The 25,724-nt window shown below is 72.3% G+C and carries 23 protein-coding genes and 2 pseudogenes; 9 read left to right on the top strand and 16 right to left on the bottom strand.

Annotated elements, in window-relative coordinates; genetic code table 11:
• Window positions 1-66: 66 nt before the first annotated feature.
• Both D9753_RS21265 and D9753_RS21260 read right to left on the bottom strand, forming a co-directional pair.
• On the bottom strand, window positions 67-429 hold the full coding sequence (locus D9753_RS21265; protein WP_121788435.1) for a four-helix bundle copper-binding protein: 363 nt from the start codon (window positions 427-429) through the stop codon (window positions 67-69).
• A 599-nt stretch (window positions 430-1,028) separates the two neighbouring features.
• Window positions 1,029-2,201, bottom strand: coding sequence for an acyl-CoA dehydrogenase family protein (locus D9753_RS21260; RefSeq protein WP_121788434.1), 1,173 nt, complete (start codon window positions 2,199-2,201; stop codon window positions 1,029-1,031).
• A 188-nt stretch (window positions 2,202-2,389) separates the two neighbouring features.
• On the opposite strand from D9753_RS21260, the gene D9753_RS21255 reads away from it, so the two are divergent.
• On the top strand, window positions 2,390-3,733 hold the full coding sequence (locus D9753_RS21255; RefSeq protein ID WP_121788433.1) for a UDP-glucose dehydrogenase family protein: 1,344 nt from the start codon (window positions 2,390-2,392) through the stop codon (window positions 3,731-3,733).
• 143 nt (window positions 3,734-3,876) lie between these two features.
• Here the strand turns inward: D9753_RS21255 and D9753_RS21250 are convergent, their stop codons facing one another.
• Window positions 3,877-4,383 carry a CGNR zinc finger domain-containing protein gene (locus tag D9753_RS21250; RefSeq protein WP_121788432.1) on the bottom strand — a complete coding sequence of 169 codons (507 nt, stop codon included), beginning with the start codon at window positions 4,381-4,383 and terminating at the stop codon, window positions 3,877-3,879.
• A gap of 84 nt (window positions 4,384-4,467) precedes the next feature.
• Here D9753_RS21250 and D9753_RS21245 point away from each other — a divergent pair, with 84 nt between their 5' ends.
• A complete protein-coding gene (locus D9753_RS21245) occupies window positions 4,468-4,827 on the top strand; it encodes a VOC family protein (RefSeq protein ID WP_121788431.1) in 360 nt (119 codons plus the stop codon).
• Window positions 4,828-4,895: 68 nt separating this feature from the next.
• Window positions 4,896-5,282, top strand: a complete 387-nt coding sequence (locus tag D9753_RS21240; protein ID WP_121788430.1) for a VOC family protein — start codon at window positions 4,896-4,898, stop codon at window positions 5,280-5,282.
• A 36-nt stretch (window positions 5,283-5,318) separates the two neighbouring features.
• Here D9753_RS21240 and D9753_RS21235 read toward each other — a convergent pair whose 3' ends face one another.
• The 5 genes and pseudogenes from D9753_RS21235 to D9753_RS21210 form a co-directional block, all read right to left on the bottom strand.
• Entirely contained in the window at window positions 5,319-6,425 is a 1,107-nt protein-coding gene (locus D9753_RS21235; RefSeq protein ID WP_121788429.1) for a dipeptidase, read from the bottom strand.
• A 111-nt stretch (window positions 6,426-6,536) separates the two neighbouring features.
• A pseudogene (locus D9753_RS21230) lies at window positions 6,537-6,750 on the bottom strand (MerR family transcriptional regulator); the annotation flags it as partial.
• 210 nt (window positions 6,751-6,960) lie between these two features.
• The gene (locus D9753_RS21220; RefSeq protein ID WP_121788428.1) at window positions 6,961-8,148 is read right to left on the bottom strand and encodes a dipeptidase; all 1,188 of its coding nucleotides are present in this window, start codon (window positions 8,146-8,148) and stop codon (window positions 6,961-6,963) included.
• On the bottom strand, window positions 8,145-8,666 hold the full coding sequence (gene purE / locus D9753_RS21215) for a 5-(carboxyamino)imidazole ribonucleotide mutase (RefSeq protein ID WP_121788427.1): 522 nt from the start codon (window positions 8,664-8,666) through the stop codon (window positions 8,145-8,147). The genes D9753_RS21220 and purE overlap by 4 nt, the downstream gene beginning before the upstream one ends.
• Window positions 8,663-9,802, bottom strand: coding sequence for a 5-(carboxyamino)imidazole ribonucleotide synthase (locus tag D9753_RS21210; RefSeq protein WP_121788426.1), 1,140 nt, complete (start codon window positions 9,800-9,802; stop codon window positions 8,663-8,665). The genes purE and D9753_RS21210 overlap by 4 nt, the downstream gene beginning before the upstream one ends.
• 182 nt (window positions 9,803-9,984) lie before the next feature.
• Here D9753_RS21210 and D9753_RS21205 point away from each other — a divergent pair, with 182 nt between their 5' ends.
• Window positions 9,985-10,488: a GtrA family protein gene (locus D9753_RS21205; RefSeq protein ID WP_121788425.1), complete on the top strand. Its 504-nt coding sequence runs from the start codon at window positions 9,985-9,987 to the stop codon at window positions 10,486-10,488.
• Between the two features lie 35 nt (window positions 10,489-10,523).
• Here the strand turns inward: D9753_RS21205 and D9753_RS21200 are convergent, their stop codons facing one another.
• Together D9753_RS21200 and D9753_RS21195 are read right to left on the bottom strand one after the other, a co-directional pair.
• A complete protein-coding gene (locus D9753_RS21200) occupies window positions 10,524-11,795 on the bottom strand; it encodes an ATP-binding protein (protein ID WP_121788424.1) in 1,272 nt (423 codons plus the stop codon).
• A 75-nt stretch (window positions 11,796-11,870) separates the two neighbouring features.
• Complete coding sequence (locus tag D9753_RS21195) at window positions 11,871-12,548, bottom strand: response regulator transcription factor (RefSeq protein ID WP_121788423.1); 678 nt, start codon at window positions 12,546-12,548, stop codon at window positions 11,871-11,873.
• A gap of 492 nt (window positions 12,549-13,040) precedes the next feature.
• Here D9753_RS21195 and D9753_RS21190 point away from each other — a divergent pair, with 492 nt between their 5' ends.
• Window positions 13,041-14,546 carry a peptide MFS transporter gene (locus D9753_RS21190; RefSeq protein ID WP_121788422.1) on the top strand — a complete coding sequence of 502 codons (1,506 nt, stop codon included), beginning with the start codon at window positions 13,041-13,043 and terminating at the stop codon, window positions 14,544-14,546.
• 424 nt (window positions 14,547-14,970) lie between these two features.
• Here D9753_RS21190 and D9753_RS21185 read toward each other — a convergent pair whose 3' ends face one another.
• A complete protein-coding gene (locus tag D9753_RS21185; protein ID WP_121788421.1) occupies window positions 14,971-15,540 on the bottom strand; it encodes an ATP-binding protein in 570 nt (189 codons plus the stop codon).
• Window positions 15,541-15,864: 324 nt separating this feature from the next.
• Window positions 15,865-16,242, bottom strand: a complete 378-nt coding sequence (locus D9753_RS21180; protein WP_121788420.1) for an STAS domain-containing protein — start codon at window positions 16,240-16,242, stop codon at window positions 15,865-15,867.
• A gap of 246 nt (window positions 16,243-16,488) precedes the next feature.
• Here D9753_RS21180 and D9753_RS21175 point away from each other — a divergent pair, with 246 nt between their 5' ends.
• Window positions 16,489-17,385 (top strand): RNA polymerase sigma factor SigF, encoded by an 897-nt coding sequence (locus D9753_RS21175; RefSeq protein ID WP_121788419.1) that lies wholly within the window; start codon window positions 16,489-16,491, stop codon window positions 17,383-17,385.
• 172 nt (window positions 17,386-17,557) lie between these two features.
• Window positions 17,558-18,436: pseudogene (locus D9753_RS21170) on the top strand (DMT family transporter); the annotation flags it as partial.
• Between the two features lie 281 nt (window positions 18,437-18,717).
• Here the strand turns inward: D9753_RS21170 and hutI are convergent.
• The 4 genes from hutI to hutU are packed head-to-tail and all read right to left on the bottom strand — an operon-like array spanning window position 18,718 to window position 24,162.
• The gene (gene hutI / locus D9753_RS21165) at window positions 18,718-19,887 is read right to left on the bottom strand and encodes an imidazolonepropionase (protein ID WP_121788418.1); all 1,170 of its coding nucleotides are present in this window, start codon (window positions 19,885-19,887) and stop codon (window positions 18,718-18,720) included.
• 29 nt (window positions 19,888-19,916) lie between these two features.
• The gene (locus tag D9753_RS21160; RefSeq protein WP_121788417.1) at window positions 19,917-21,254 is read right to left on the bottom strand and encodes a formimidoylglutamate deiminase; all 1,338 of its coding nucleotides are present in this window, start codon (window positions 21,252-21,254) and stop codon (window positions 19,917-19,919) included.
• Entirely contained in the window at window positions 21,251-22,453 is a 1,203-nt protein-coding gene (locus D9753_RS21155; protein WP_121791204.1) for an allantoate amidohydrolase, read from the bottom strand. The genes D9753_RS21160 and D9753_RS21155 overlap by 4 nt, the downstream gene beginning before the upstream one ends.
• A gap of 44 nt (window positions 22,454-22,497) precedes the next feature.
• On the bottom strand, window positions 22,498-24,162 hold the full coding sequence (gene hutU / locus D9753_RS21150; protein WP_121788416.1) for a urocanate hydratase: 1,665 nt from the start codon (window positions 24,160-24,162) through the stop codon (window positions 22,498-22,500).
• Between the two features lie 367 nt (window positions 24,163-24,529).
• On the opposite strand from hutU, the gene D9753_RS21145 reads away from it, so the two are divergent.
• The gene (locus D9753_RS21145; RefSeq protein WP_121788415.1) at window positions 24,530-24,913 is read left to right on the top strand and encodes a hypothetical protein; all 384 of its coding nucleotides are present in this window, start codon (window positions 24,530-24,532) and stop codon (window positions 24,911-24,913) included.
• A complete protein-coding gene (locus tag D9753_RS21140; protein ID WP_121788414.1) occupies window positions 24,910-25,710 on the top strand; it encodes a transcriptional regulator in 801 nt (266 codons plus the stop codon). Before D9753_RS21145 ends, D9753_RS21140 begins: the two co-directional genes overlap by 4 nt.
• Window positions 25,711-25,724: the final 14 nt, after the last annotated feature.

The following is a 25,724-nucleotide window of genomic DNA, read 5'->3' as shown; positions in this document are numbered from 1 at the left end:
CCGCGCGGTCACGGCGCCAAGGGCACCCGCGAGGGTGCCCCTGACGCGTGGCTCAGCCGGGCCGGGTCACATCGTGGCGCCCGCCATCGCGCGGCAGGTCTCGGCGCAGCGGCGACACGCCTCCGCACAGCGCATCATCTGCTGGTCGTCCGGCACGGACGTACACGCCTCGGCGCACATGTCACAGACCTTCGCGCACAGCATGCTCATCTCGCCGGCCATGGGCGAGCGCCGCATCATCATGTCGGCGCACATCCGGGTCGCCTCGGAGCAGTCCATGAGCGCGCGCATGACCTGCATCTGCGCCTGACCGCCCTGCTGCATGCAGGAGCTCATGGTCTCCTCGCACATGCTGTGGCAGCTCATGCAGGCCTCGATGCAGTCCTGCATCTGCTGGGTGATGGCGGGCATCATTCCGGACTGAGTCATGGCTCCTCCTCGGAGGCGGTGGGGATCCGGGGCGGACCCCGTCTGCTTCCGTCCTACGTCCGGCACCGCCGCTCCGCACGTCGGCCTACGCCCCTACGGCCCTACAGCCCACCGGGGGGATGACGACAGCCCCCGGCACGCCGGGGGCTGTGGGAGATCCGCCGCGTCCCGCTACGGGAGGTTCCTGGCCATCACGATCCGCTGGACCTGGTTCGTGCCCTGCGGTCGCTCCCACGTACGGGAGCACCTGGGAGGAAGTGGCCCGACCGCCGTGCATCTCGATTCGGGCCCGCACCTTGTCCTCAAGGCTGAGCGGCTGCCGCTTCACCTTCGGGCAGCCATCGCAACCATGCTGACGCCCGGCGCGGACGACCCCTCGGAGGCGTCAGAGGTCGCCTGATCCACGTACGGCAACAGCCCCCGGCAGCACGCCGGGGGCTGTGTTGTTTGTGCAGGTCAGTGGCTGTTTTCAGCCCGGCATCTGCCCAGGATTCCCCCAGCATGACGCCCAGGAACGGCCCTGATCGGGCCGCAACGGACAGAAAGCCGAGGGTGTCCCTCCGGACCTTCGAAACAGCTTCTGACCTGCAAAAACCCTGCTAGGGAAGGTTCCTCGCCATCACGATCCGCTGGACTTGATTCGTGCCTTCATAAATCTGCGTGATCTTCGCGTCGCGCATCATGCGCTCCACCGGGTAGTCGCGGGTGTAGCCGTAGCCGCCGAGGAGCTGGACGGCGTCGGTGGTGACCTCCATGGCGGTGTCGGAGGCGAAGCACTTGGCGGCGGCGCCCAGGTAGGTGAGGTCCTTCTCCTCACCTCCGGCGGCGACGCGCTCGGAGGCGGCGGCGGCCTGGTAGGTGAGGGCGCGGGCCGCCGAGATCTTCATGGACATGTCGGCGAGCATGAACTGGATGCCCTGGAAGTCGGCGATCGGCTTGCCGAACTGCTTGCGCTCCTGGACGTAGCCCTTGGCGTAGTCGAGGGCGCCCTGGGCGACACCGAGGGCCTGGGCGGCGATGGTGATGCGGGTGTGGTCCAGGGTCTTCATGGCGGTGGCGAAGCCGGTGCCCTCCTCGCCGATCATGCGGTCGGCGGGGATACGGACGTTGTCGAAGTAGACCTCGCGGGTCGGCGAGCCCTTGATGCCGAGCTTCTTCTCGGGGGCGCCGAAGGAGACGCCCTCGTCGGACTTCTCGACCACGAACGCCGAGATGCCCTTCGAGCGCTTCGACGGGTCGGTCACGGCCATCACCGTGTAGTACTCCGACACGCCCGCGTTGGTGATCCAGCGCTTGACGCCGTTGAGGATCCAGTGGTCGCCGTCGCGGACCGCCTTGGTCTTCATGCCGGCCGCGTCCGAGCCCGCGTCCGGCTCCGAGAGGCAGTACGAGAACATCGCGTCGCCCTTGGCGAGCGGGCCCAGGTACTTCTTCTTCAGGTCCTCGGAGCCGGCGAGGATCACCGGCAGCGAGCCCAGCTTGTTCACGGCCGGGATCAGCGAGGAGGACACGCAGACGCGGGCCACCTCCTCGATGACGATGACCGTGGCGAGCGCGTCGGCGCCGGCGCCGCCGTACTCCTCCGGGACGTGCACGGCCTGCAGGTCGTTGGCCACCAGGGCGTCGAGCGCCTCCTGCGGGAAACGGGCCTCCTCGTCCACCGCGGCGGCGTACGGCGCGATCTTCGCCTCGGCCAGGGCCCGGACGACGTCACGGAGCATGTCGTGCTCCTCGGACGGGCGGTACAGGTCGAAGTCAGCCGTTCCGGCCACGGTCTCTCACGCTCCAAAGACGCAGTGATACTGACGCTAATTACCGTTAAGTAACTGAATTTTAGAGCTCTGGCGCGAACACGCCTACGTGAGCTTGGCGACAGCGGGAAAGTTGCCCGGTCAGCGCCCCGACTATGCTCAGGCACCGCATGACCGAAGGACCGACGGACCCGAGCTGGAGCACTCGCATGAGCCTGAAGATCACCGTGATCGGCACCGGCTACCTCGGCGCCACCCACGCCGCGGCCATGGCCGAGCTGGGCTTCGAGGTGCTGGGCCTGGATGTCGTACCCGAGAAGATCGCCATGCTGGAGCGCGGCGAGACCCCGATGTACGAGCCGGGCCTGGAGGAACTGCTGCGCCGGCACGTGGCAGGGATCGAGGGTGCCACCGGGCGGCTGCGGTTCACCACGGACTGGGCGGAGGTCGGTGCCTTCGGCGACGTGCACTTCGTGTGCGTGAACACGCCGCAGAAGCACGGCGAGTACGCCTGTGACATGTCGTACGTCGACTCGGCGATCGCCTCCCTCGCCCCGCACCTGCACGGCCCGGCCCTGGTCGTCGGCAAGTCGACGGTGCCGGTGGGCTCCGCCGGCCGGCTGGCCGCCTACCTGGCCGAACACGCCCCGGCCGGCGCGGACGCCGAACTCGCCTGGAACCCGGAGTTCCTGCGCGAGGGGTTCGCCGTCCAGGACACCCTGCACCCGGACCGGATCGTCGTCGGCGTGCGCAGCGAACGCGCCGAGAAGCTGCTGCGCGAGGTGTACGCCGGCCCGGTCGGCGACGGCACGCCGTTCGTCGTCACCGACTTCCCTACCGCGGAGCTGGTGAAGACCGCCGCGAACTCCTTCCTCGCCACCAAGATCTCCTTCATCAACGCGATGGCGGAGGTGTGCGAGGCCGCGGGCGGTGACGTGGCGAGGCTCGCGGAGGCCATCGGGCACGACGACCGGATCGGCCGGAAGTTCCTGCGCGCCGGGATCGGCTTCGGCGGCGGCTGCCTGCCCAAGGACATCCGGGCGTTCATGGCCCGCGCGGGCGAGCTGGGCGCGGACCAGGCGCTGACCTTCCTGCGCGAGATCGACTCCATCAACATGCGCCGGCGCGGCCAGATGGTGGAGATGGCCCGGGAGGCGCTCGGCGGCGGCTCCTTCCTCGGCAGGCGGGTGGCGGTGCTCGGCGCCACCTTCAAGCCGGACTCGGACGACGTCCGCGACTCGCCCGCGCTGAACGTGGCCGGCCAGATCCACCTCCAGGGCGGCCAGGTCACCGTGTACGACCCGAAGGGCATGGCCAACGCCCGCAAGGTCTTCCCGACGCTGGGCTACGCCGACTCGGCGCTGGAGGCCGCCCGGGGCGCGGACGTGGTGCTGCACCTGACCGAGTGGCAGGAGTTCCGCGAGCTGGACCCGGTGGCGCTCGGCGAGGCCGCGGCGGACCGGGTCCTGCTGGACGGGCGCAACACCCTGGACCCGGAGCTGTGGCGGCGGGCGGGGTGGACGTACCGGGCGATGGGACGCCCCACCGCGTAGCGCCTCCGGCACGCGGGGCGCACCGGCACACGGTCGGGCCGGCACACGGGGCGGGCCGGAGGCGGGGCGGGTGACACCGGTTCGGCCGAGGCTCAGTCGGCCGAACCGGCGTCTTCCCGCATTCTGCACCACATCGCGCCGGCTCAGGATCCCTTCGCGCGGTACCGGCGCATCTTCGCGCGGGCCCCGCACACCCGCATCGAGCACCAGCGCCCGCGCCCGGCGGGGCTGCGGTCGTAGTACGCCCAGTGGCAGGTGTCGGCCTCGCATGCCTTCAGGCGGGCCCAGGTGTCCGCGACGAGCGCCTCGGCGACGGCGGCGGCGACCCGGGAGAGCAGCGGGCCCTCGTCGGCGGGGGCGAGGCGGGCCGAGCCGTCGTGGCCGTCGACGGTGACGTACAGCGGGGCCCGGGCCAGCAGGGTGTCCAGCGGGGTGACCGCGCGGTGCGGCGGGTGGCCGGCGTGGGCGAGCAGCGCGGCCCGCAGCGACTCGCGCAGCTCCCGGGCGTCGCCCAGCGCGGCCTGGGTGATCCCGAGGCGGGCGCGGACCTCCGCGGTGTCCAGCGAGTCGGCGCCCGTCTCGACGTCCAGCGTGTTCACGAGCGACTCGATCAGGGCCAGGCCGCCGGGAGCGGCCGATCTCTCGCTCATGCTTGCGACGTTACCCCCGATGCGGGAGCATGCAGTAACCGTTACCGGTTACCCGGTTCTGCGGGTAACAAAAGGAGGTGCGTCATGGCTCTCGCCAAGCTCGGTGTCGTGGTCCTGGACTGTCCCGACCCCCGTGCGCTGGCCGGTTTCTACGCCGGTGTGCTGGGCGGCACGGTGGAGGGGAAGGGAGAGTGGGTGGACCTGAAGGTGCCCGGGGGGCCGGCGCTGGCCTTCCAGCGGGCGCCCGGGTTCGTGCCGCCGCGGTGGCCCGCCCCGGACGACTCCCAGCAGTTCCATCTGGACCTGGTGGTGGAGGACCTGGACGCGGCCGAGAAGGGGGTGCTGGAGCTGGGGGCGCAGCCGCTGGACGCGGCGGACCGCTCGCGCGGCTTCCGTGTCTACGCCGACCCCGCGGGGCACCCGTTCTGCCTCTGCGCCTGCTGACCGGGGCGCACGCCGTCCCCGAAGCCGTTCACGAGTCGTTCCCGAAGTCGTATCCGAAGGAGGGCATCATGGCGCCCGTCGCCCGTCTCCGTTCCGTCGTGCTCGACTGTCCCGATCCCCATGCGCTGGCCGCCTTCTACGCGGCGGTGGCCGGGGGCACCCCGCAGGCCGAGGACGACGACTGGGTCGTACTGCGGGTCCCCGACGGGCCTCGGCTGGCCTTCCAGCGGGCCGAGGGGCACACCCCGCCGGAGTGGCCGCGCGCGGACCGCAACGGCCAGCAGTTCCACCTGGACTTCGACGCGGGCAGCACCTGGGCGGAGGTCGACGAGGCGCACGAGCGGGTGCTGGCGCTCGGCGCCCGCCCACTGGACGCGGCGGACCGGGAGAAGAAGGACTTCCAGGTGTACGCGGACCCGGCCGGGCACCCGTTCTGCCTGTGCCGGATCGAGTGACCGCGACGTGCCGGGGGGTGTGTCCCGGGGGGCGTCCTAGGGGACGTCCAGCTCGGTGATCTTGGCGTGGGACGCCTCCCTGCGGTGTTGCGCGGCCCGGGCGGTGGAGTCCGCGCTGCGCAGCACCCGCTGCACGTTGCCCCAGGTCAGCAGGGAGAGCTGCGTCTCGGACCAGCCGCGTCGCAGGAGTTCGGCGATCAGGTGGGGGTAGCGGGAGGCGTCGGCGAGGTCGTGGGGGTGGGTGACGCCGGAGTCGTAGGTGCCGGACAGGCCGACGCACTCGGGGCCGGCGACGTCCCGGACGTGGTCGAGGTGGTCGGCGACGTCGCGGACGGTCGGGCCGGTCTGTTCGGCGGTCAGCGGGACCATGCACAGGCCGCCGGCCTCGCCCAGAGCGGCGAGCAGGTCGTCGGGCAGGTTGGCGGGGTGCGGGCGCAGGGCGCGGGCGGCGGAGCGGGTGCACAGCACCGGGGTCCTGGACAGGGCGACGGTCCGCTCGACGGTGGCCGGTGAGGCGCCGGAGACATCGGCGAGCACGCCGAGCCGGTTCATCTCGCGCACCACCTGCTCGCCGAACCGGGTCAGCCCGGGCCGGTCGGTCCAGGCCGTGCCCGTGAGGGTGAGCACGCGCAGGCCGAGGGCGTGCAGGATGCGCAGGATGCCGAGGGAGTCGCCGAGTGCGGTGCCGTGCGCGGGGCCCGGTACGACGGCGACCCGGCCGCAGTTGCGGGCGTCGATGATCTGTCCCGCGGTGCGGGCCAGGCGCAGTCCCTCGGGGTGGTTCTCGACGACCGTGCGCACCTGGTCGAGTTGTTCCAGGGTCGCCGCCACGACGCGTTCGCCGCCCGGGCCCTCGGGCAGGTGCAGCGAGCAGAACAGCGCGCCGACGTGCCCCTCGCGCATCCGCGGCACGTCCGTGTCGATCGCGGCCTCGCCCAGTTCGAGGTCGTACCAGGGCAGGTGGCGCAGGGCCCAGGGCAGGCCGCTGTAGCCGTCGGCGACCGGGTGGGCGGCGAGCAGGGCGTGCGCCCGCTCGAGTGTCTCGCCGGCCGGCGCGTGCGGCGGACGGAAGGGGTCGTCCGGCAGGCCGTCCTCCCCGCCGCCCTCGGCGGTGGTGGGGATGTCGTCCTGGAGGTCGGCCATGGCGGGCTCCGTACGTCGAGAGCTGCGTCGTGATGTGGCTGGCGTACCGCCCACGGTCGCACGGTGAGGAGGAACGCTTCCTGGTGAGCGGGGCGTTCGGGGGTACGGCGGTCAGGTCTCGCGGGCGGTGCGGATGGCCTCGTCCAGGGTCTCCCGGGAGCGTCGGAGGTCGGTGATCATGCGGTCGATGCGGTGGCGCTCGGCGCTGAGGCCGGTGACCAGCCGGGGGGTGGCGATCGCGGAGGGGCCGGCGTCCCGGTCGCGCGTGCAGGGCAACAGCTCGGATCTTCTCGCTGTTCAGGCCGGCCGCGTACAGCTCCTGGATGCCCGGACCTGGCCGGCGAGGCCGTCGCCCGGGCCGCGCGGGAGATGCTGGTGGCCGGCGCCGACCTGGTGGCGCTCGGCAGGCCGTTCCTCGCCAACCCGGACCTGGTCGACGGCTGCGCGCCGGCGCGCCGCTCCACCCGGTCCGGGACCGCTACTTCATGTACGTGGGCGGGGCGGAGGGCTGCAACGGCTCCCCCGCCCTGGACCGTCAGCCGTCGAGCGACCCGATGGTGGCGAGGGACGGCGCCCGGGTGGCCTGGAGGTCACGGGCCACGTCCTCCGCCGCGCCCAGCACGCGCACCGCGTTCTGCCAGGTCAGCTTGGCCAGGTCGGCCTTGGACCAGCCCCGGTCGAGCAGCTCGGCGAGCAGGTTCGGGTAGCCGGAGACGTCGCTGAGGCCGTCCGGGGTGAACGCGGTGCCGTCGTAGTCGCCGCCGATGCCCAGGTGGTCGACGCCGGCCGCCTCGCGCATGTGGTCGAGGTGGTCCGCCACCGTCGACACCGTGGCGACGGGGCGCGGGGTGCGCTCCTCGAAGGCGCGGTGCAGCCTCATCGCCTCGGGGCCGGTGTCCAGGTGGTGGAAGCCGTGGGCGCGCAGGTTCTCGTCGGCCGCGGCCGTCCAGTCGACGGCCGCCTGGAGCACGAACTTCGGCACGAACGTCACCATGGCCACACCACCGTTGCCGGGCAGCCGCTCCAGGACGTCGTCGGGGATGTTGCGCGGGTGGTCGCAGACGGCGCGGGCGGAGGAGTGCGAGAAGATCACCGGCGCGGAGGCCGTGTCCAGCGCGTCGCGCATGGTCGTCGCCGCGACGTGCGAGAGGTCGACCAGCATGCCGAGCCGGTTCATCTCCCGGACGACCTCACGGCCGAACGCGGTGAGGCCGCCGGCCCTCGGCTCGTCGGTCGCGGAGTCCGCCCAGTCCACGTTGGAGTTGTGGGTGAGCGTCATGTAGCGCACGCCGAGTGCGTGCAGGCCGCGCAGGGTGCCCAGCGAGTTGGCTATGGAGTGGCCGCCCTCGGCGCCCATCAGGGAGGCGATACGGCCGTCCTGGCGCGCCCGGCTCAGGTCCGCGGCGGTCAGCGCGGGCGCCAGGGCCTCCGGGTAGCGGGCGAGCAGTTGCCGGACGCAGTCGATCTGCTCCAGGGTCGCCGCGACCGGCTCGGGCTGCTCGGCGGGCACGTACACCGACCAGTACTGCGCGCCGACGCCGCCCTCGCGCAGCCTCGGCAGGTCGGTGTGCAGGTGGGCGCCCTGGTGGGCGGCGATGTCGAGCTTGTCCAGGTCGTAGCCGGCCTTCTGGCGCAGCGCCCACGGCAGGTCGTTGTGGCCGTCGACGACCGGGAACTCGCGCAGCAGTTCCCGGGCCTCCTCCAGGGACGTCACCGCGGTCACTTGCGGAAGCCGAAGCCGCTCGCGCCCTCCACCTTGGAGCGCAGCCGCTTGCCCTTCTCGGTGGCCTGGTCGTTGAGGTCCTGCTGGAAGTCGCGCATCCGGTGCAGCAGGTCCTCGTCGTGCGCGGCGAGCATCCGGGCCGCGAGCAGACCGGCGTTGCGGGCACCGGCGACGGAGACCGTGGCGACCGGGACACCGGCCGGCATCTGCACGATGGACAGCAGCGAGTCCATGCCGTCCAGGTACTTCAGCGGCACCGGCACGCCGATGACCGGCAGCGGGGTGACGGAGGCGAGCATGCCGGGCAGATGGGCGGCGCCGCCCGCACCGGCGATGATCGCCTTCAGCCCGCGGTCGGCGGCCTGCTCCCCGTACGTGATCATCTCGCGGGGCATGCGGTGCGCGGAGACGACGTCGACCTCGTAGGCGATCTCGAACTCGTCCAGGGCCTTGGCGGCGGCTTCCATGACGGGCCAGTCGGAGTCCGACCCCATGACGATGCCAACAACGGGGCTCATTCGGTGATCGTGCCTCTCAGGTAGCCGGCTGCGTGACGGGCGCGCTCCAGCACGTCGTCCAGGTCGTCGCCGTAAGTGTTGACGTGTCCGACCTTACGGCCGGGCTTCACGTCCTTGCCGTACATGTGGATCTTGAGCTTGGGGTCGCGGGCCATGCAGTGCAGGTACGCCCCGTACATGTCCGGGTAGTCGCCGCCCAGGACGTTGACCATGACCGTCCACGGCGCGCGGGGACGCGGGTCGCCGAGCGGCAGGTCGAGGACAGCGCGGACGTGGTTGGCGAACTGCGAGGTGACGGCGCCGTCCATGGTCCAGTGGCCGGAGTTGTGCGGGCGCATCGCCAGCTCGTTGACCAGGACACGGCCGTCGCGGGTCTGGAACAGCTCCACGGCGAGGTGCCCGACGACGTCCAGCTCCTTGGCGATGGTCAGCGCCAGTTGCTCGGCGTGCAGGGCCAGGCCCTCGTCGAGGTCCGGCGCGGGGGCGATCACCGTGTCGCAGACGCCGTCGACCTGCCGCGACTCCACCACCGGGTAGGCGACGGCCTGGCCGTGCGGGGAGCGTACGACGTTGGCGGCCAGCTCACGGACGTAGTCGACCTTCTCCTCGGCGAGGACCGGCACGCCCGCCCGGAACGGCGCGGCGGCCTCCTCGGCGGAGCCGATGACCCACACGCCCTTGCCGTCGTAGCCGCCGCGGACGGTCTTGAGGACGACCGGGAAGCCGTCGCCCTCCGCCGCGAAGGCCGCCACGTCCGCGGGGTCGCGCACGATCCGGTGCCGCGGGCACGGGATGCCGATCGCGTCGAGCCTCGCGCGCATCACGCCCTTGTCCTGGGCGTGCACCAGCGCGTCGGGCCCGGGGCGGACCGGGATGCCGTCCGCCTCCAGGGCACGCAGATGCTCGGTGGGCACGTGTTCGTGATCGAAGGTGATCACGTCACAGCCACGCGCGAACTCGCGCAGCGTGTCCAGGTCGCGGTAGTCGCCGACGACGACATCACCGACGACCTGCGCCGCGGAATCCTGAGGAGTGTCACTGAGGAGCTTGAACCTGATGCCCAACGGGATGCCCGCCTCGTGCGTCATACGCGCGAGCTGCCCCCCGCCGACCATGCCGACTACCGGGAACGTCACACCCCTAGCGTATCGGCCACGGCGGGGCGGCCGGATACCGTCCCGCTCCCGATCTCTTACCCAGCGCTTTCCCGGCTCTTTCCAGGTCGTTTCCGGGGCGTGTCCCGGCCCACGGGCATCGGCGGCCCGGCCCGGATAGCATGGCGGCGTTGACGGAACCTACCGACAGGAGCTGCACAGCCATGGAACCTCGTTCCTCGGGGCTGCAACGGCTCGTACGCGAGGTGGCCAAGTTCGGGGCCGTCGGCGGCGCCGGTGTCCTCGTCAATCTCGGTGTCTTCAACCTGGTCCGGCACGTCTCCGGGCTGCCGGTGGTGCGGGCCAGTGTCATCGCGACCGTCGTGGCGATCGTCTTCAACTACGTCGGCTTCCGCTACTGGACCTACCGGGACCGCGACAAGCACGGCCGCACCAAGGAACTCTCGCTGTTCCTGCTGTTCAGCGCGATCGGCCTGGTGATCGAGAACGGCCTGCTGTACCTGGCTACCTACGGCTTCGGCTGGGACAGCCCGCTCCAGAGCAACGTCTTCAAGTTCGTCGGCATCGGCGTCGCGACCCTGTTCCGTTTCTGGTCGTACCGCACCTGGGTGTTCCGGGCGCTGCCGTCCCGCGAGGCGGAGTCGATCCTCGCGGCCGAGGCGCACCCGGCACCGCACACGTCCGAGCCGCAGCAGCGCGTCCGCTGACGGGAGCGCCGCGGCGGGGTCGGTGACGGGAGCGCTCAGCGGACCGTCGGGCGGTCCTCGTCCAAGGTGCGGGCCGGGGGCGTGCGGGAGAGGAACAGGCCGAAGACCGGGGGCTGCGCCTGGAGCAGCTCCAGCCGGCCGCCGTCGGCCTCCGCGAGGTCCCGGGCGACGGCCAGGCCGATACCCGTGGAGTTCCGCCCGCTGATCGTGCGCTCGAAGATCCGCGCGCCGAGGTCGGCCGGCACGCCCGGCCCCTCGTCGGTGACCTCGATCACGGCCTGGTTGCCGGTGACCCGGGTGCGCAGGGCGACGGTCCCGCCGCCGTGCATCAGGGAGTTCTCGATCAGCGCGGCCAGCACCTGGGCGACCGCGCCCGGGGTGCCGACCGCCTGGAGATGCCGTTTGCCGGAGCTGACGACCGCCCGGCCGGCGCTGCGGTAGGCGGGCCGCCACTCGGCGAGCTGCTGCTGGATGACCTCGTCGAGGTCGAAGGTGACGGCGGAGCCGGTGCGCGGGTCGCGGGAGTTGGTCAGCAGCCGCTGGACGACGTCCGTCAGCCGTTCCACCTGCGTCAGCGCGATGGTCGCCTCCTCCTTCACCGTGTCCGGGTCGTCGGTGAGGGTGATCTCCTCCAGCCGCATGGACAGGGCGGTCAGCGGCGTGCGGAGCTGGTGGGAGGCGTCGGCGGCCAGTCGCCGCTCGGCGGTCAGCATGCGCCCGATCCGCTCGGCGGAGGAGTCCAGCACATCGGCGACCCGGTCCAGCTCGGGGACGCCGTAGCGCTTGTGCCGGGGGCGCGGGTCGCCGGAGCCGAGCCGCTCGGCGGTCTCGGCGAGGTCGGTCAGCGGGGAGGCGAGCCGGCTGGCCTGGCGTACGGCGAGGAGCACGGCGGCGACCACGGCGAGCAGCGCCACCAGCCCGATGATCAGCAGGGTGCGGCCGACCTCGCGGGTCACCGCGGAGCGCGGCTCCTCCACGGTGACGGTCTCGCCCTCCTCGCCCGTCTGCCGGGCGCGGATGACGTCACCCTCCGGCGGGGCGCCGATCTCGATGGGCGGCCGGCCGGGCATGCGGATCACCGCGTACTGGTCCTTGCTGACCGGGTTGCGCAGCACGTCCGCGTTGACGTTCTCGGCGGCCAGGACCCGGCTGTCGACGATGCTGGCCAGCCGCACCGCCTCGGAGTACACCCGCTCCTGGGCGCTGTTGCTGATCGTGCGCGTCTCCACGATCACCAGGGAGACGCCGAAGACGGCGATCACCACCAGGACGACGGCGAGGGTGGACTGGATGAGACGTCGGCGCATGGTCGGTCACCTGTGCTGTCGCTGGGTCCGGGCTCGGCTCTGCTCGCTCAGCCGTGTCGGCTCAGCTCCGCACGCTCAGCTCTTCTCGAAGCGGAAGCCCACGCCGCGGACCGTCGCGATGTACCTCGGGTTCGCCGCGTCGTCGCCGAGCTTCTTGCGCAGCCAGGAGATGTGCATGTCGAGGGTCTTGGTCGAGGACCACCAGGTGGTGTCCCACACCTCGCGCATCAGCTGATCCCGGGTCACGACCCGGCCGGCGTCCCGCACCAGCACCCGCAGCAGATCGAACTCCTTCGCGGTGAGCTGGAGTTCCTCGTCGCCCATCCAGGCCCGGTGCGACTCGACGTCGATCCGCACTCCGTGCGTGGCCGGCGGCTGCTGCGGCTCGGCGGCGCCGCGCCGCAGCAGGGCCCGGACCCGGGCGAGCAGTTCGGCGAGCCGGAAGGGCTTGGTGACGTAGTCGTCGGCGCCCGCGTCCAGGCCGACGACGGTGTCCACCTCGTCGGCCCGCGCGGTCAGGATGAGGACCGGCACGGTCTGGCCGTCGGCGCGCAGTCGGCGGGCGACCTCCAGGCCGTCCATGCCGGGCAGGCCCAGGTCCAGCACGACCAGGTCGACACCGCCCTGCATTCCGGCGTCGAGCGCGGCGGGTCCGTCCTCGCGCACCTCGACCTCGTAACCTTCCCGGCGCAGGGCGCGGGCCAGCGGCTCCGAGATGGACGCGTCGTCCTCGGCGAGCAGTACACGGGTCATGAGGTGATGGTAGACCGCCCACGGAGGGTGCCGGGGTGTGATCGCTTCCCGGGCTTCTTACCTTCGCGACCCGGTGGTACGAACCATTGACCTGGGGATGGGATCGTAGAAGGGACCTTCGAATTCCCTCGTGCGGTTCCCGTGACACCTGTGATCCGCGTCTCAAGTCCTTCCATATCCGGCAGTGTCCTGCCGTATGGTGACCCTGAACGCCTGTAGTACACCGGGGGCCTTTGGCGGGCAGTGGACGCTGAAGGTCTCTTTTGTGTGCGGGCTGATCAGGATCAGCCTTGAAAGGAATGACCTCTGGCCGGGCTCCGGACGCAGCGACGCGTCGGGGCGTGGATCCCGGTGGTCGCCGTCCACCGCTTCCGTGATCCGGAAGCGGACTCCCCCTGGGCGTGGGGGTGGGCGGCCGACCCCGCCGGTGCCGGCCGCACCCCCACCGGGCGCGCACGCTCGACCGCGCGTCCCGACCAGCAAGGAACGACCATGGCGTCCAGCCTGACGAAGGACTCGGTCCGCCCGGGCACCCCCGGGTCCGAGAAGACCTTCTTCGGCCACCCCCGCGGACTGGCCACTCTCTTCATGACCGAGATGTGGGAGCGTTTCTCCTACTACGGCATGAGGGCCCTGCTCCCGCTGTACCTGGTGGCCCCGGGTGGCCTGCACATGAACGCGGGCACGGCGACCGCGATCTACTCCGTGTACGTGTCGCTCGTCTACCTGCTCGCCCTGCCCGGCGGCTGGTTCGCCGACCGGGTGCTCGGCCCCCGCAAGACGGTCGCCGTCGCCGGTCTGGTCATCATGCTCGGCCACCTGTGCCTGGCGCTGCCCGCCGCCGCCAGCTTCTTCGTCGGCCTGGGTCTCGTCGCCATCGGCTCCGGGCTGCTGAAGGCCAACATCTCCACGATGGTCGGCCACCTGTACAAGGGCCCGGACGACCCTCGCCGGGACGCCGGCTTCACGCTGTTCTACATCGGCATCAACCTCGGCGCCTTCGTCGCGCCGCTGGTCATCGGAACCGTCGGTGAGAACGTCAACTGGCACCTGGGCTTCGCGCTGGCCGCACTGGGCATGGCGCTGGGCCTCGTCCAGTACCTGCTCGGCGGGCGTCACCTGAACCCGCGCAGCAGCGAGGTCCCCACCCCGCTGTCGGCCGAGGAGAAGGCCGCCACCCTGCGCAAGGGCCTGATCTGGCTGGCCGTCGCCGCCGTCTTCTACGGCGCCGTGAGCTTCTCCGGCCACTTCACGCTGAACTGGGCGCTGATCCCGCTCACCCTGATCGGCCTCATCGTGCCGATCCTGGTCATCACCCGGATCCTGCGCGACAAGGACCTGGAGCCGGCGGAGCGCTCGAAGGTGTCGGCGTACATCTGGTTCTTCGTTGCCGCCGCCGTCTTCTGGATGATCTACGACCAGGGCGGCTCGACCATGTCGATCTTCGCCTCGGACTCGGCCAAGAACTCGGTCCTCGGCTGGACGTTCCCGGTCTCCTGGTACCAGTCGGTCAACCCGGTCATGATCATGGCCCTAGCGCCCGTCTTCGCCTGGCTGTGGCTGTGGCTGAACCGGCGCGGCAAGGAGCCGAGCACGATCGTGAAGTTCTCCTCCGGCCTGGTCCTGGTGGGCGCGTCCTTCTTCCTCTTCCTCGCCCCGCTGTCGATCGCCGAGGGCGGTCACAAGGCCGCGGCGCTGTGGCTGGTCGCGATCTACTTCGTGCAGACCGTCGGTGAGCTGACGCTGTCGCCGGTGGGTCTGTCGGTGACGACGAAGATGGCGCCGAAGAAGTACGCCTCGCAGATGATGGGCGTCTGGTTCCTCGCGGTCACCGCGGGCGACTCGATCACCGCGCTGCTGTCCAACCCGGCCGTAGGCGGCGTCAACCTCGACCGGATGGGCTTCGTCGCCCTGGAGGCCGCGCTCGCCGTGATCGCCGGTTTCGCGGTGTGGATGTACCGCAACAAGGTCAAGAAGCTCATGGGCAACGTGAACTGACCCCCGCTCGACATGGCCGGAGGGCCGCCGCATCCCGGGATGCGGCGGCCCTCCGGGCGTTCTACGGGGCCCTGCCGGTGTTTCACGAGGTGCGGCGGCCTGCGCCGCGTGCGCCTGGGATACGGCGCCCTTCCGCGTGTCCTGCGCGCCGTCCGACCGTCGGTGTGGCCGGTGACAGGGGTGGTGCGCCGGGCAGGGGCAGGGCACGGCTCGGCAGGACCGGGCTTCTGACGGGGTGTCGGAGAGCGCCGTCGCGGTACGGCGGAACTTGCGGGGAGGTGAGGCGTGTCGCGCGGCGGGGTGGCGGCGCGAGGAACACCACCGGGGCGGCACAGGCTCCGGTGGCGGTGCTGGGGAACGACTCGGTGGGGCGGGGGCTCCGGAGGCGGTACGGCGGCGCTCACGCGCCGCCTCGCGGCAACGGTCAGGCGGGTGCGCCCATTTCCGCCCAGACGGTCTTGCCGGGGTGGTCGGCCGCGCGGACCACGCCCCAGTCCAGGCACAGCCGCTCCACGATGAACATGCCGTGTCCGCCAGGGCGGCCGGCGCGGTGCGGGTTGCGCGGGGCCGGCTGGCCGGCACCCCGGTCCGAGACCTCCACCCGGATCACCTTGTTGTCGCAGGAGAGGAACAGCTCGTCGGGGCCCTCGGCGTGCAGGCAGGCGTTGGTGACCAGCTCGGAGACGACGAGCAGGACGTCCTCGGCGGCGGCCCGCCGGTCCGCGGAGTCGGCGGGCAGCCAGCCCCACGCGTACAGCGCCTGGCGGGTGAAGTCGCGGGCGAGCGGGACGACCCCGCTCTCGCCCTCCAGACGGAGTCTGCGGATCTGCCGGCTCCGTTCCTGCGGTGTGCCGTCGGTCGGGCCGGACGGCACGGACGGCGCGGCTGCCCCCGTGGCTGCGCCGACGACCGGCGCAGCCCCCTCGGACGCCCCGGAAGCGCCGCTGGGCTCCGGGCCGCGGTCGCCCGGCGAGTAAGGCCGGGTGGTGCTCATCAGCGCTTCACCTCACCGATTCACCAGTTCATGATCCAAAAAGTGCGGTCAAAAGTCCGGCACCGCCGGTGCCGGGTCGTACGTCGTCCGGCCGTCGCCCGCACGTCGTCCGTGCGTGGTGACCACCGGTCCGCCGAGGCACGTCCCGTCCAGGCCGTTCGCCGGACCCGGGCCGGGTCCGGCGGCCGTCCGGTCGCCTCAGGGTTCTTCTGCCCTCTCCTGCCCGACCGATCCGGCGGAACACCCCTGTGTTCGGCGTGACGCGTGCAACGCCCGGAAAGCGGCCGGCGGCGGGTGCGCGGAACGGGCCGCGCGGGCCGCGGGTCAGTCGGCACCGTCGGCCAGGGCCGCCTCCAGGGAGTCGTGGACGGTGAAGACCGCCTCGGCCCCTGTGATCTCGAACACGCGGGCGACTACTGGCTGCATTCCGGCCAGGTGGACACCGCCTCCGGCGGCCTCCGCCTTCAGCCGGGCGCCGAGCAGAACGTTCAGCCCTGTGGAGTCGCAGAACTCCAGGCGTGAGCAGTCCACCACGAGCCGTGCGAAGCCCTTGGCCAGAAGGTCGTCGAGGGGCTCCCGCAGAAGATCGGCGGTGTGGTTGTCCAGCTCTCCGGCCGGTGTCACTACGGCGCTGGAGCCCTCTTCCCGCACCTCCACCAGAAGTCGGCCCGACTGTGCGCTGCCGACCGTCCCGTGGTCCATGCCGTCTCTCTCCCGAGGTCTTGGCTGCTGATGCCCTCGAACATTACGCCTTCCCCGCGCACTCCGACACCCGAACAACCGCGCGGAAACGGACATATCACAACAGAACTCACTTGCGACTCGCTCGGTTCAGCGGGTAGGGCTAGTAAGGACACACATCCCTACACGCCGGCTTCGGAGGCGCCGCACACCGTAGTGCACGCACTGGCTTCGGCAGCCATATGCCGAGAACGATGGAGGACACCCATGTCACCCCGGCTCGACGCATCGCATACCCCGATCGCGACGTCGACACCCCCACCGGAACAACTGGATCATCCCATCGGCCCCCTCGACCCCACCGAGGGACTCCCGGAGATCCCCCCGTACGACGAGATCGGCCCGGTCGACGCGCGAGCGCTGTCCAAGACCCTCTTCGAGCGCCTGGAGTCGCTGGAGGAAGGGACGCACGAGCACGCGTACGTCCGCAACACGCTCGTCGAGCTGAACCTCGCGCTCGTCAAGTTCGCCGCCTCCCGCTTCCGCTCCCGCAGCGAGCCGATGGAGGACATCATCCAGGTCGGCACGATCGGTCTGATCAAGGCGATCGACCGCTTCGAACTCGCCCGTGGTGTGGAATTCCCCACATTCGCGATGCCGACCATCATCGGCGAGATCAAACGCTTCTTCCGTGACACCTCGTGGTCCGTGCGCGTCCCGCGCCGGCTGCAGGAACTTCGGCTGGACCTCGCCAAGGCCGGTGACGAGCTGGCGCAGAAGCTGGACCGCGCCCCGACGGTCGCGGAACTCGCCGAGCGGCTCGGCCTCTCCAACGAGGAGGTCGTCGAGGGCATGTCCGCCTCGAACGCCTACACGGCCTCCTCGCTGGACGCCCAGCCCGACGAGGACGACTCCGAGGGCGCGCTCGCGGACCGCATCGGGTACGAGGACCACGGGCTGGAGGGCATCGAGTACATCGAGTCGCTCAAGCCGCTGATCGCCGGTCTGCCGTCCCGCGACCGGAAGATCCTCTCGCTGCGGTTCGTGGCGAACATGACGCAGTCGGAGATCGGCGAGGAACTCGGCATCTCCCAGATGCACGTGTCCCGGCTGCTGTCGCGCACGCTGGTCCGGCTGCGCAAGGGACTGACCGTGGTGGAGTGACCCCTTCGTGCACCGCGGGAGCGGCCCGGCCGACGCGCCGGGCCGCTCCCGCGTTCCCGGACAGCCTCCACCGGCTGAGGAGTACCCGCCCGGGCAACCGTCATGCCGACGCGGTACGCCCGTCCGCGGGCCCCGCCCGTACGCCCCCGTCCGTACGCCCCGAAGGATGTCCATGACTGTCACCGCGGCCCGCGGCGGCCGGTTCACCGATCTTCCCGTTCTGCTGGTCGCGGTGGTGTGGGGTTCCAGCTACCTGGCCGCCAAGGGCGTCACCACGGAGCGGACGGTGCTCGCCGTGCTGGTGCTGCGGTTCGCCGTGGCCGTGCCGGTGCTGGTCGTCACCGGCCGGCGGCGGTTGCGCGCGCTGAGCGCGGTCCAGGTGCGCGGCGGCGGTCTGCTGGGGCTGATCCTGGCCGGGATCTTCCTGCTGGAGACGTACGGGGTGGTGCACACCTCGGCGACGAACGCGGGTTTGATCATCAGCCTCACCATGGTGTTCACCCCGCTCGCCGAGAGCAGGGTGCGCGGCACCCGGCTGCCCGGGTCCTTCGTGGCGGCGGCCGGACTGTCGGTGCTGGGTGTCGCCCTGCTGACCCTGGGCGCGGGTTTCACCGCCCCGACCGGCGGCGACCTGCTGATGCTCGGGGCAGCCGCCGCCCGTACGGCGCACGTCCTGGCCATGTCCCGTATGAGGTCGGTGCGCGGGGCGGACGCGCTGTCGCTGACGACCGTTCAGCTCGGCGGGGCGGTGGTGGTGTTCGCCGCTCTGGCGGCGCTGCCGGGCACCGGCGCCTCGCCCTGGTCGGCCGCGGCCGGGTTCGGCGCCGGGGGCTGGCTGGGGCTGCTGTACCTGTCCGTGTTCTGCACGTTGCTCGCGTTCTTCGTGCAGATGTGGGCGGTCCGGCGTACGTCCCCCTCCCGGGTCAGCCTGCTGCTCGGCACGGAGCCGGTGTGGGCCGCGGCCGTCGGCATCGCCCTGGGCGGCGACCGGCCGGGCCCGCTCGGATACCTCGGCGCGGTCCTGGTGCTCGCCGGTACGGCATGGGGTCGGATCGGTCCGGCAGGCCGGACGCCGGCGGACCGGGGTGGGAAGGGCGGCGCGGGCGCGGACGGGGTCGCCGCGAACGGTGTCACGGTGGGTGGTGACCCGGCGGATGGTGCCACGGTGGACGGCGGGCAGGCCACGGTGGCGGCCGGCGGGCAGGCGCCGGTGGTGGACGGAGGGCGGGCGCCGGTGGTGGGTGGTGGCCGCGGAGGCAGCGCGGTGGAGCCCGCCTGACCGGTCCGCGAGGACGTCGAGCGGGCTCCGCTGCCGGGTGTTCCGGCCGCCGGTCAGACGACGCGTACGCCCCCGCGCCACACCCCGCTGACCAGCGGCACCCCCGGCCGGTAGGCCAGGTGGACGTGGCTCGGGGCGTCCAGGAGGGTCAGGTCGGCGCGGGCGCCGGGCGTGAGGCGGCCGATGTCGGTGCGGCGCAGGGCGGCGGCGCCGCCCGCCGTGGCCGACCAGACCGCCTCGTCGGGAGTCATCCCCATGTCACGGACGGCGAGGGCGATGCAGAACGGCACCGACGAGGTGAAGGAGGAGCCGGGGTTGCAGTCCGTGGAGAGGGCGACGGTGACGCCCGCGTCCAGCAGGCGGCGGGCGTCGGGCCACTGCGCGCGGGTGGAGAACTCGGCGCCGGGCAGCAGGGTGGCGACCGTACGTCCCTGGGCCAGGGCGTCGACGTCCGCGTCGGTGAGGTGGGTGCAGTGGTCGGCGCTGGCCGCGTCGAGTTCGACGGCGAGCTGGACGCCGGGGCCGTAGGAGAGCTGGTTGGCGTGGATCCGCGGGTGCAGGCCCTTCGCCCGGCCGGCCGTGAGGATCGCGCGGGCCTGGTCGCCGTCGAAGGCGCCCTTCTCGCAGAACACGTCGATCCAGCGGGCGTGCGGCGCGCAGGCGTCCAGCATCTCGCCGGTGACCAGGGCGACGTAGGCCGCCGGGTCGTCGGCGTGGTCCGGGGGGACGATGTGCGCGCCGAGGTAGGTGACCTCCTCGGTGTGCCCGGCCGCGATGCGCAGGGCGCGCGACTCGTGCTCGACGGTCAGGCCGTAGCCCGACTTGGTCTCGAAGGTGGTGGTGCCCTGGCGGAGCGCCTCCGCCAGGTAGCGGGTCAGGTTCGCCTCCAGCTCCGCGTCGCTCGCGGCCCGGGTGGCGGCGACCGTGGTGCGGATGCCGCCCGCGGTGTAGGAGCGGCCGGACATGCGGGCGTTGAACTCCTGCGTGCGGTCGCCCGCGAAGAGCAGGTGGGAGTGGGAGTCCACGAACCCCGGCAGCACCGCCCGGCCGCCCGCGTCGACCCGGTTGTCGGTGGCGGGTGCTTTGCTTGCTTCACCGGTCCACGCGATGCGGTCGCCGTCGATGACGACGGCCGCGTCCTGGATGGGACCGAGGGGGGAGCCTCCCAGGGAGGGGTCGTTGGTGACCAGCGTGGCGATGTTGGTGATGACGGTGCTGCTCATGGTGTCGTCCTCGGGGGAGTCGGCGTTCCTCAGCCGCGCAGGGCTTCGACGGCGGCGGCCAGCGCCCGCGGCACGTCCGGTACGAGCGTGTGCGCGCCGTCGCGTACGACGTGCCGGCCGCCCACGACCGTGTGCCGTACGTCCGCCGCGCCCGCCGCGAAGACGGCCGTCTCGGCGCCCAGCCTGGGCAGCGGCCCGGCCGTCCTGACCGTGTCCAGGGCGATCGTCGTCAGGTCGGCGAGCGCGCCGGGCTCGATGGTGCCGGCGTCGTCCCAGCCCAGGGCGGCGTGGCCGTCGGCGGTGGCGGCCCGCAGCAGTGCCGCGGCGGTCCAGTGGCCCCGGGTGCGGGTGCGCAGCCGCTCGTCCAGCTCCATCGCGCGTGCCTCTTCGAGCAGGTCGATGACGGCGTGGCTGTCGGAGCCGAGGGAGAGCGGGGAGCCGGCCCGCTGCAGCGCCGCAGCCGGGCCGATGCCGTCGGCCAGGTCCCGTTCGGTGGTGGGGCACATGCAGGTGCCGGTGCCCGAGCCGCCGAGCAGGGCGATGTCCTCGTCGGTGAGGTGGGTGTTGTGCACACCGGTGGTGCGCGGTCCGAGGACGCCGTGGTCGGCGAGCAGCCGGGTGGGCGTGCGGCCGTGGGCGGCGCGGCACGCGTCGTTCTCGGCGGTCTGCTCCGACAGGTGCACGTGCAGCGGGGCGCGCCGCTCCCCGGCCCACCGGGCCACGGTCGCCAACTGCCCGGCGGGCACGGCCCGTACGGAGTGGATCGCCGCCCCGATCCGGGCGTGGTCCCGCTCCCGGAGATCCGCGCAGCGTGCGGCCCAGGCCTCCGCGTCGCCGTCGGAGAAGCGCAGTTGATGGCTGTTGGGCGGCTGCCCGAAGCCGGCGGAGAGGTAGCAGGTGTCGAGGAGGGTGATGCGGATCCCGGCCTCGGCGGCGGCGGCGATCAGCGCCTCGCCCATGGCGTTGGGGTCGGCGTAGGGGGTGCCGCCGGGCGCGTGGTGCACGTAGTGGAACTCGCCGACGCAGGTGATGCCGGCGAGGGCCATCTCGGCGTACACCGCGCGGGCCAGGGCGTGGTAGGTCTCCGGGGTCAGCCTGTCGGCGACGGAGTACATCACCTCGCGCCAGGTCCAGAAGGTTCCGCTGCCGACCTGGACGGTGCCGCGCAGCGCCCGGTGGAAGGCGTGGCTGTGGGCATTGGCCAGACCCGGGAGGGTCAGCCCGCGCAGCACCTCGGCGCGGGGCGGCGGGGCGGGGGCCGCGGTGCGGACGGCCGTGATGCGGCCCCGTGCCACGTCGACCGCCACGCCCGGCTCGACCCGGTCGCCCAGCCAGGCGTGCTCCAGCCAGTAGGTTCCCTCGGTCACCGGCAGGCCAGTCCTTCCAGTACGTCGGCGAGTGCGCGCACCCCGGCCACGCAGTCGTCCTCGGCCGCGGACTCGGCCGGGGAGTGCGAGACACCGGTGGGGTTGCGCACGAACAGCATGGCGGTCGGGATGCTCCCGGACAGGATCCCGGCGTCGTGTCCGGCGCCGGTTCCGAGGACGGGCACCCGCAGGCCGCTGTCCCGGCCCAGGATGCGGGCGAGTTCGTCCCGCAGGGCGTGGTCGAACTCGACGACCGGGGTGAAGGACTCCCGGACGACGTCGAGGTCGACGCCGTACGCGGCGGCGTACTCGCGGGCGGCCTTCTGCACCCCCCCGACGACCGTGTCCAGGGTCTCCTGGTCGGCGGCGCGGGAGTCCAGCCAGCCGCGCACCAGCGAGGGGATGGCGTTGACGCCGTTCGGCTCGACGGAGATCTTGCCGAAGGTGGCGACGGCACCGGCGAGTTCGGCCTCGCGGCGGGCGGCGAGCACGGTCTCGGCGTAGGACGGCATCGGGTCGCGGCGGTCGGCCAGCCGGGTGGTGCCGGCGTGGTTGGCCTCGCCGCGGAAGTCGAACCGCCAGCGGCCGTGCGGCCAGATGGCGCTGGCGATGCCGACCGGGTCGCCGGACAGGTCCAGCGCGCGGCCCTGTTCGACGTGCAGTTCGACGAAGGCACCGATCCGGGCCAGGCGCTCGGGGTCGGCGCCGATGGCCTCGGGGTCGTACCCGGCGGCCTCCATGGCGCGCGGCAGGCTGACCCCGTCGCCGTCGGTGAGCCGGTGGGCCTGCTCGACGGTGAGCTGCCCGGCGGTCAGCCGGGACCCGACGCAGGCGAGCCCGAACCGGGCGCCCTCCTCGTCCCCGAAGTTGACGACGGCCAGCGGCCTGGTGAACTCGGCTCCCCGGTCGCGCAGCTCATCCAGGGCGGCGAAGGAGGACACCACCCCGAGGGGCCCGTCGAAGGCGCCGCCGTCCGGCACGGAGTCCAGGTGCGACCCGGTGACGACGGCGTCCCCGGCGGCCGGATCGCCCAGCCAGGCCCACTGGTTGCCGTTCCGGTCGACCTCGTACGCCAGCCCCCGCACCCGGGCCTGCTCCTCGAACCAGGCCCGGCAGTCGGCGTCGGCCCCGGTCCAGGCGTAACGGCGGTATCCCCGGGAGCCGGGGTGGCGGCCGATGGGGAGCAGCTCCGCCCACATCTCATGGAAGGAGCTGCCCACGACGGACTCGGCAGAGCGCTGGGTCACGCCTCGTCACCCTCGCGCATCGGGACCCGGACCCCGCGCTCGGCGGCCACCGACTCGGCGCTGTCGTACCCGGCGTCCACGTGCCGGATGACGCCCATGCCCGGGTCGTTGGTGAGCACGCGCCGGATCTTCTCGCCGCCCAGCTTCGTGCCGTCGGCCACGGTGACCTGCCCGGCGTGGATGGACCGTCCCATGCCGACACCGCCGCCGTGGTGGAGGGACACCCAGGAGGCGCCCGAGGCGACGTTGACCATCGCGTTCAGCAGCGGCCAGTCGGCGATCGCGTCGGACCCGTCGAGCATGGCCTCGGTCTCGCGGTACGGGGAGGCGACGGAGCCGCAGTCCAGGTGGTCGCGGCCGATGGCCAGCGGGGCGGCCAGCTCGCCGCTCGCCACCATGTCGTTGAAGCGCTCGCCGGCCTTGTCGCGCTCGCCGTAGCCGAGCCAGCAGATACGGGCGGGCAGGCCCTGGAAGTGGACGCGCTCGCCGGCCATCTTGATCCAGCGGGCCAGGGACTCGTTCTCGGGGAACAGCTCCAGGAGCGCCTTGTCGGTCTTGGCGATGTCTGCGGGGTCGCCGGACAGGGCGGCCCAGCGGAAGGGGCCCTTGCCCTCGCAGAAGAGGGGGCGGATGTAGGCGGGGACGAAGCCGGGGAACGCGAAGGCGCGGTCGTAGCCGGCGAGCCGGGCCTCGCCGCGGATGGAGTTGCCGTAGTCGAAGACCTCGGCGCCGGCGTCCATGAAGCCGACCATGGCCTCGACGTGGCGTGCCATGGACTCCCGGGCCCGGGTGGTGAAGCCGGCCGGGTCCTTGGCGGCGGCGTCGGCCATGTCCTCGAAGGCGATGCCGGTGGGCAGGTAGGCCAGCGGGTCGTGGGCGGAGGTCTGGTCGGTGACGATGTCGATGGGCGCGTTCATGGCGAGGAGCTGCGGGACCAGTTCCGCCGCGTTGCCGAGGACGCCGATGGACAGCGGGCGGCGGGCGTCACGGGCCTCGACGGCCAGCCGGAGGGCGTGCTCCAGGCTGTCGGCCGCGACGTCGAGGTAGCGGTGCTCGATGCGGCGCTCGATGGCGCGCGGGTCGCAGTCGATGCAGAGGGCGACGCCGTCGTTCATGGTCACGGCGAGGGGCTGGGCGCCGCCCATGCCGCCGAGGCCGGCCGTCAGGGTGATCGTCCCGGCGAGCGTGCCGCCGAACTTCTTCGCGGCGACGGCGGCGAAGGTCTCGTAGGTGCCCTGGAGGATGCCCTGGGTGCCGATGTAGATCCAGGAGCCCGCGGTCATCTGGCCGTACATGGTCAGGCCGAGGGCCTCCAGGCGGCGGAACTCCTCCCAGTTGGCCCAGTCGCCGACGAGGTTGGAGTTGGCGATGAGGACGCGCGGGGCCCACTCGTGGGTCTGCATCACGCCGACCGGGCGGCCGGACTGGACGAGCATGGTCTCGTCCTGCTTGAGCGTCCTCAGCGTGCGCACCATGGCGTCGAAGGAGCGCCAGTCACGGGCGGCCTTGCCGGTGCCGCCGTAGACGACGAGCTTGTCGGGGTGCTCGGCGACCTCGGGGTCGAGGTTGTTCTGGAGCATGCGCAGGGCGGCTTCCTGCTGCCATCCCAGCGCGCTGAGTTCCGTGCCGCGCGGTGCTCGTACGGGGCGGGGTCCCGACATCGTCTGCCTCCTCCGGTGCCTACGTCTATTCACATCCTGTCTGCCTGAATAGGGCTAGTCAATACATGGGGGCGGCCGGGTCCGCGCGCACCGGACGGACGGCCGGTCCTGCGGGAAGGGGGCGCCCCCGGGGCGGCGCAGGTCCGGAGGGGCGTGCACGCCCGCTCTCACCACCCTTGTGCGCCCACGCGCCATTGACGGACCCCCCGCCGGTGGTGATCAACTCCTGCGTCACAGAGGTCAGTTGACCCACATTAGTACGCAGGAAGCATGTTCCAGTGGAAAATGCCAAACACATCACCTCCCGCACACACGTTGCGTAGTGTCTCTGTCACTCAACCGGAGTACAGGCGGGAGGGGAGCCACGGTGCCCGGAATCGACGAGTGCCTGCTGGAAGCGATGCGGTTACCGGGTGCCCGGGGAGCCGCGCTGGTGGACTGGACCAGCGGACTGGCCCTCGGGACCGTCGGGGAGGCCCCCGGCGGCGACCACGAGACGACCGCCGCCGAGGCGGCCGAACTGGCCCGGATGGCCACCGAACACGGCACCTTCGCGGCGCGCGGGGACGACCTGCTCCCCGTGGAGGACGTGATCATCAGCAACGGTGACAGCTACCACCTGCTGCGCTTCCTGGACACGTCCTTCGACAGCAGCGTGTTCCTGCACCTGTGGCTGGGCCGCGAGGAGGGCAACCTCGCGCTCGCCCGGATCCGGCTCGGCGAGATGGCCGCCCGGCTGGTGCTGGGATGACCATGGTCCGGACACCTCCGCCCCTCCTGCCCGTGCGGGACAAGACGGCACCGCGCGCGCTGTCGCCGATGCTGACCCGGCTGGCCGAGGAGCGGGCCACCGGCGTCCTGCTCCGCGAGTACGGCACCCTGTACCTCGCCGAGGGCCGGGTGGTGCACGCCGAGAGCCCCCTCGCCCCCGGCCTCGACGTGCTCCTCACCGCCCACGGCACCCTCGCGACCGCCGCCTGGCAGTGGGCCGCCGCCCGCACCGCGGGCCCCCCGCAGGCCGCCGGACTCCTGCTGGACTCCGGACTGCTGCCCGCGGGCGCGCTGGAGCTGTGCCACCTGGACGCGCTGTACGACGCCGGCTACTTCGCGCTGGCGCCGAGCGGCACCCCTGGCCGGTTCCGCTACGACAGCACGCTCCGACCCGGCCCGCTGCCCTCGGTCCCGGTCGTCGCGCTGGAACGCGAGACGCTGCGACGCCGCCTGCTGCTGCACCGGCTGTGGCCGGACCCGGCCGTCGACGGCACCCCGCTGATCCGCGCGGACCCGGCGGCGTCCACACCGCTGACACCCCGGCAGCGGGCGGTCCTGGACCGCGTGGACGGCGTCCGCTCGGCCGTGGAGATCGCCCGGAACCTGGGGCGGCAGGCCTTCCACACGCTCGTCGACGTACGCCGGCTCGCGGCGGCCGGCCACGTCGCCCCGGCGACGGCCGGGTGCGCGCGGCCCGCTCCGCCGTCCCCACCGCCGGTCACCGACCCCGACATCGCGCTGCTGAAGAGGCTCAGGGATGCGCTGGAGGCACTTTGAACGGCACCGCCCCG

Origin of the sequence: Streptomyces dangxiongensis (assembly GCF_003675325.1) — a bacterium.
In the GTDB taxonomy this organism is placed as follows: Bacteria; Actinomycetota; Actinomycetes; order Streptomycetales; family Streptomycetaceae; genus Streptomyces; species Streptomyces dangxiongensis.
The sequence above is the reverse complement of the archived record's forward strand: the minus strand, read 5'-3'. Positions and strand labels throughout refer to the sequence as shown.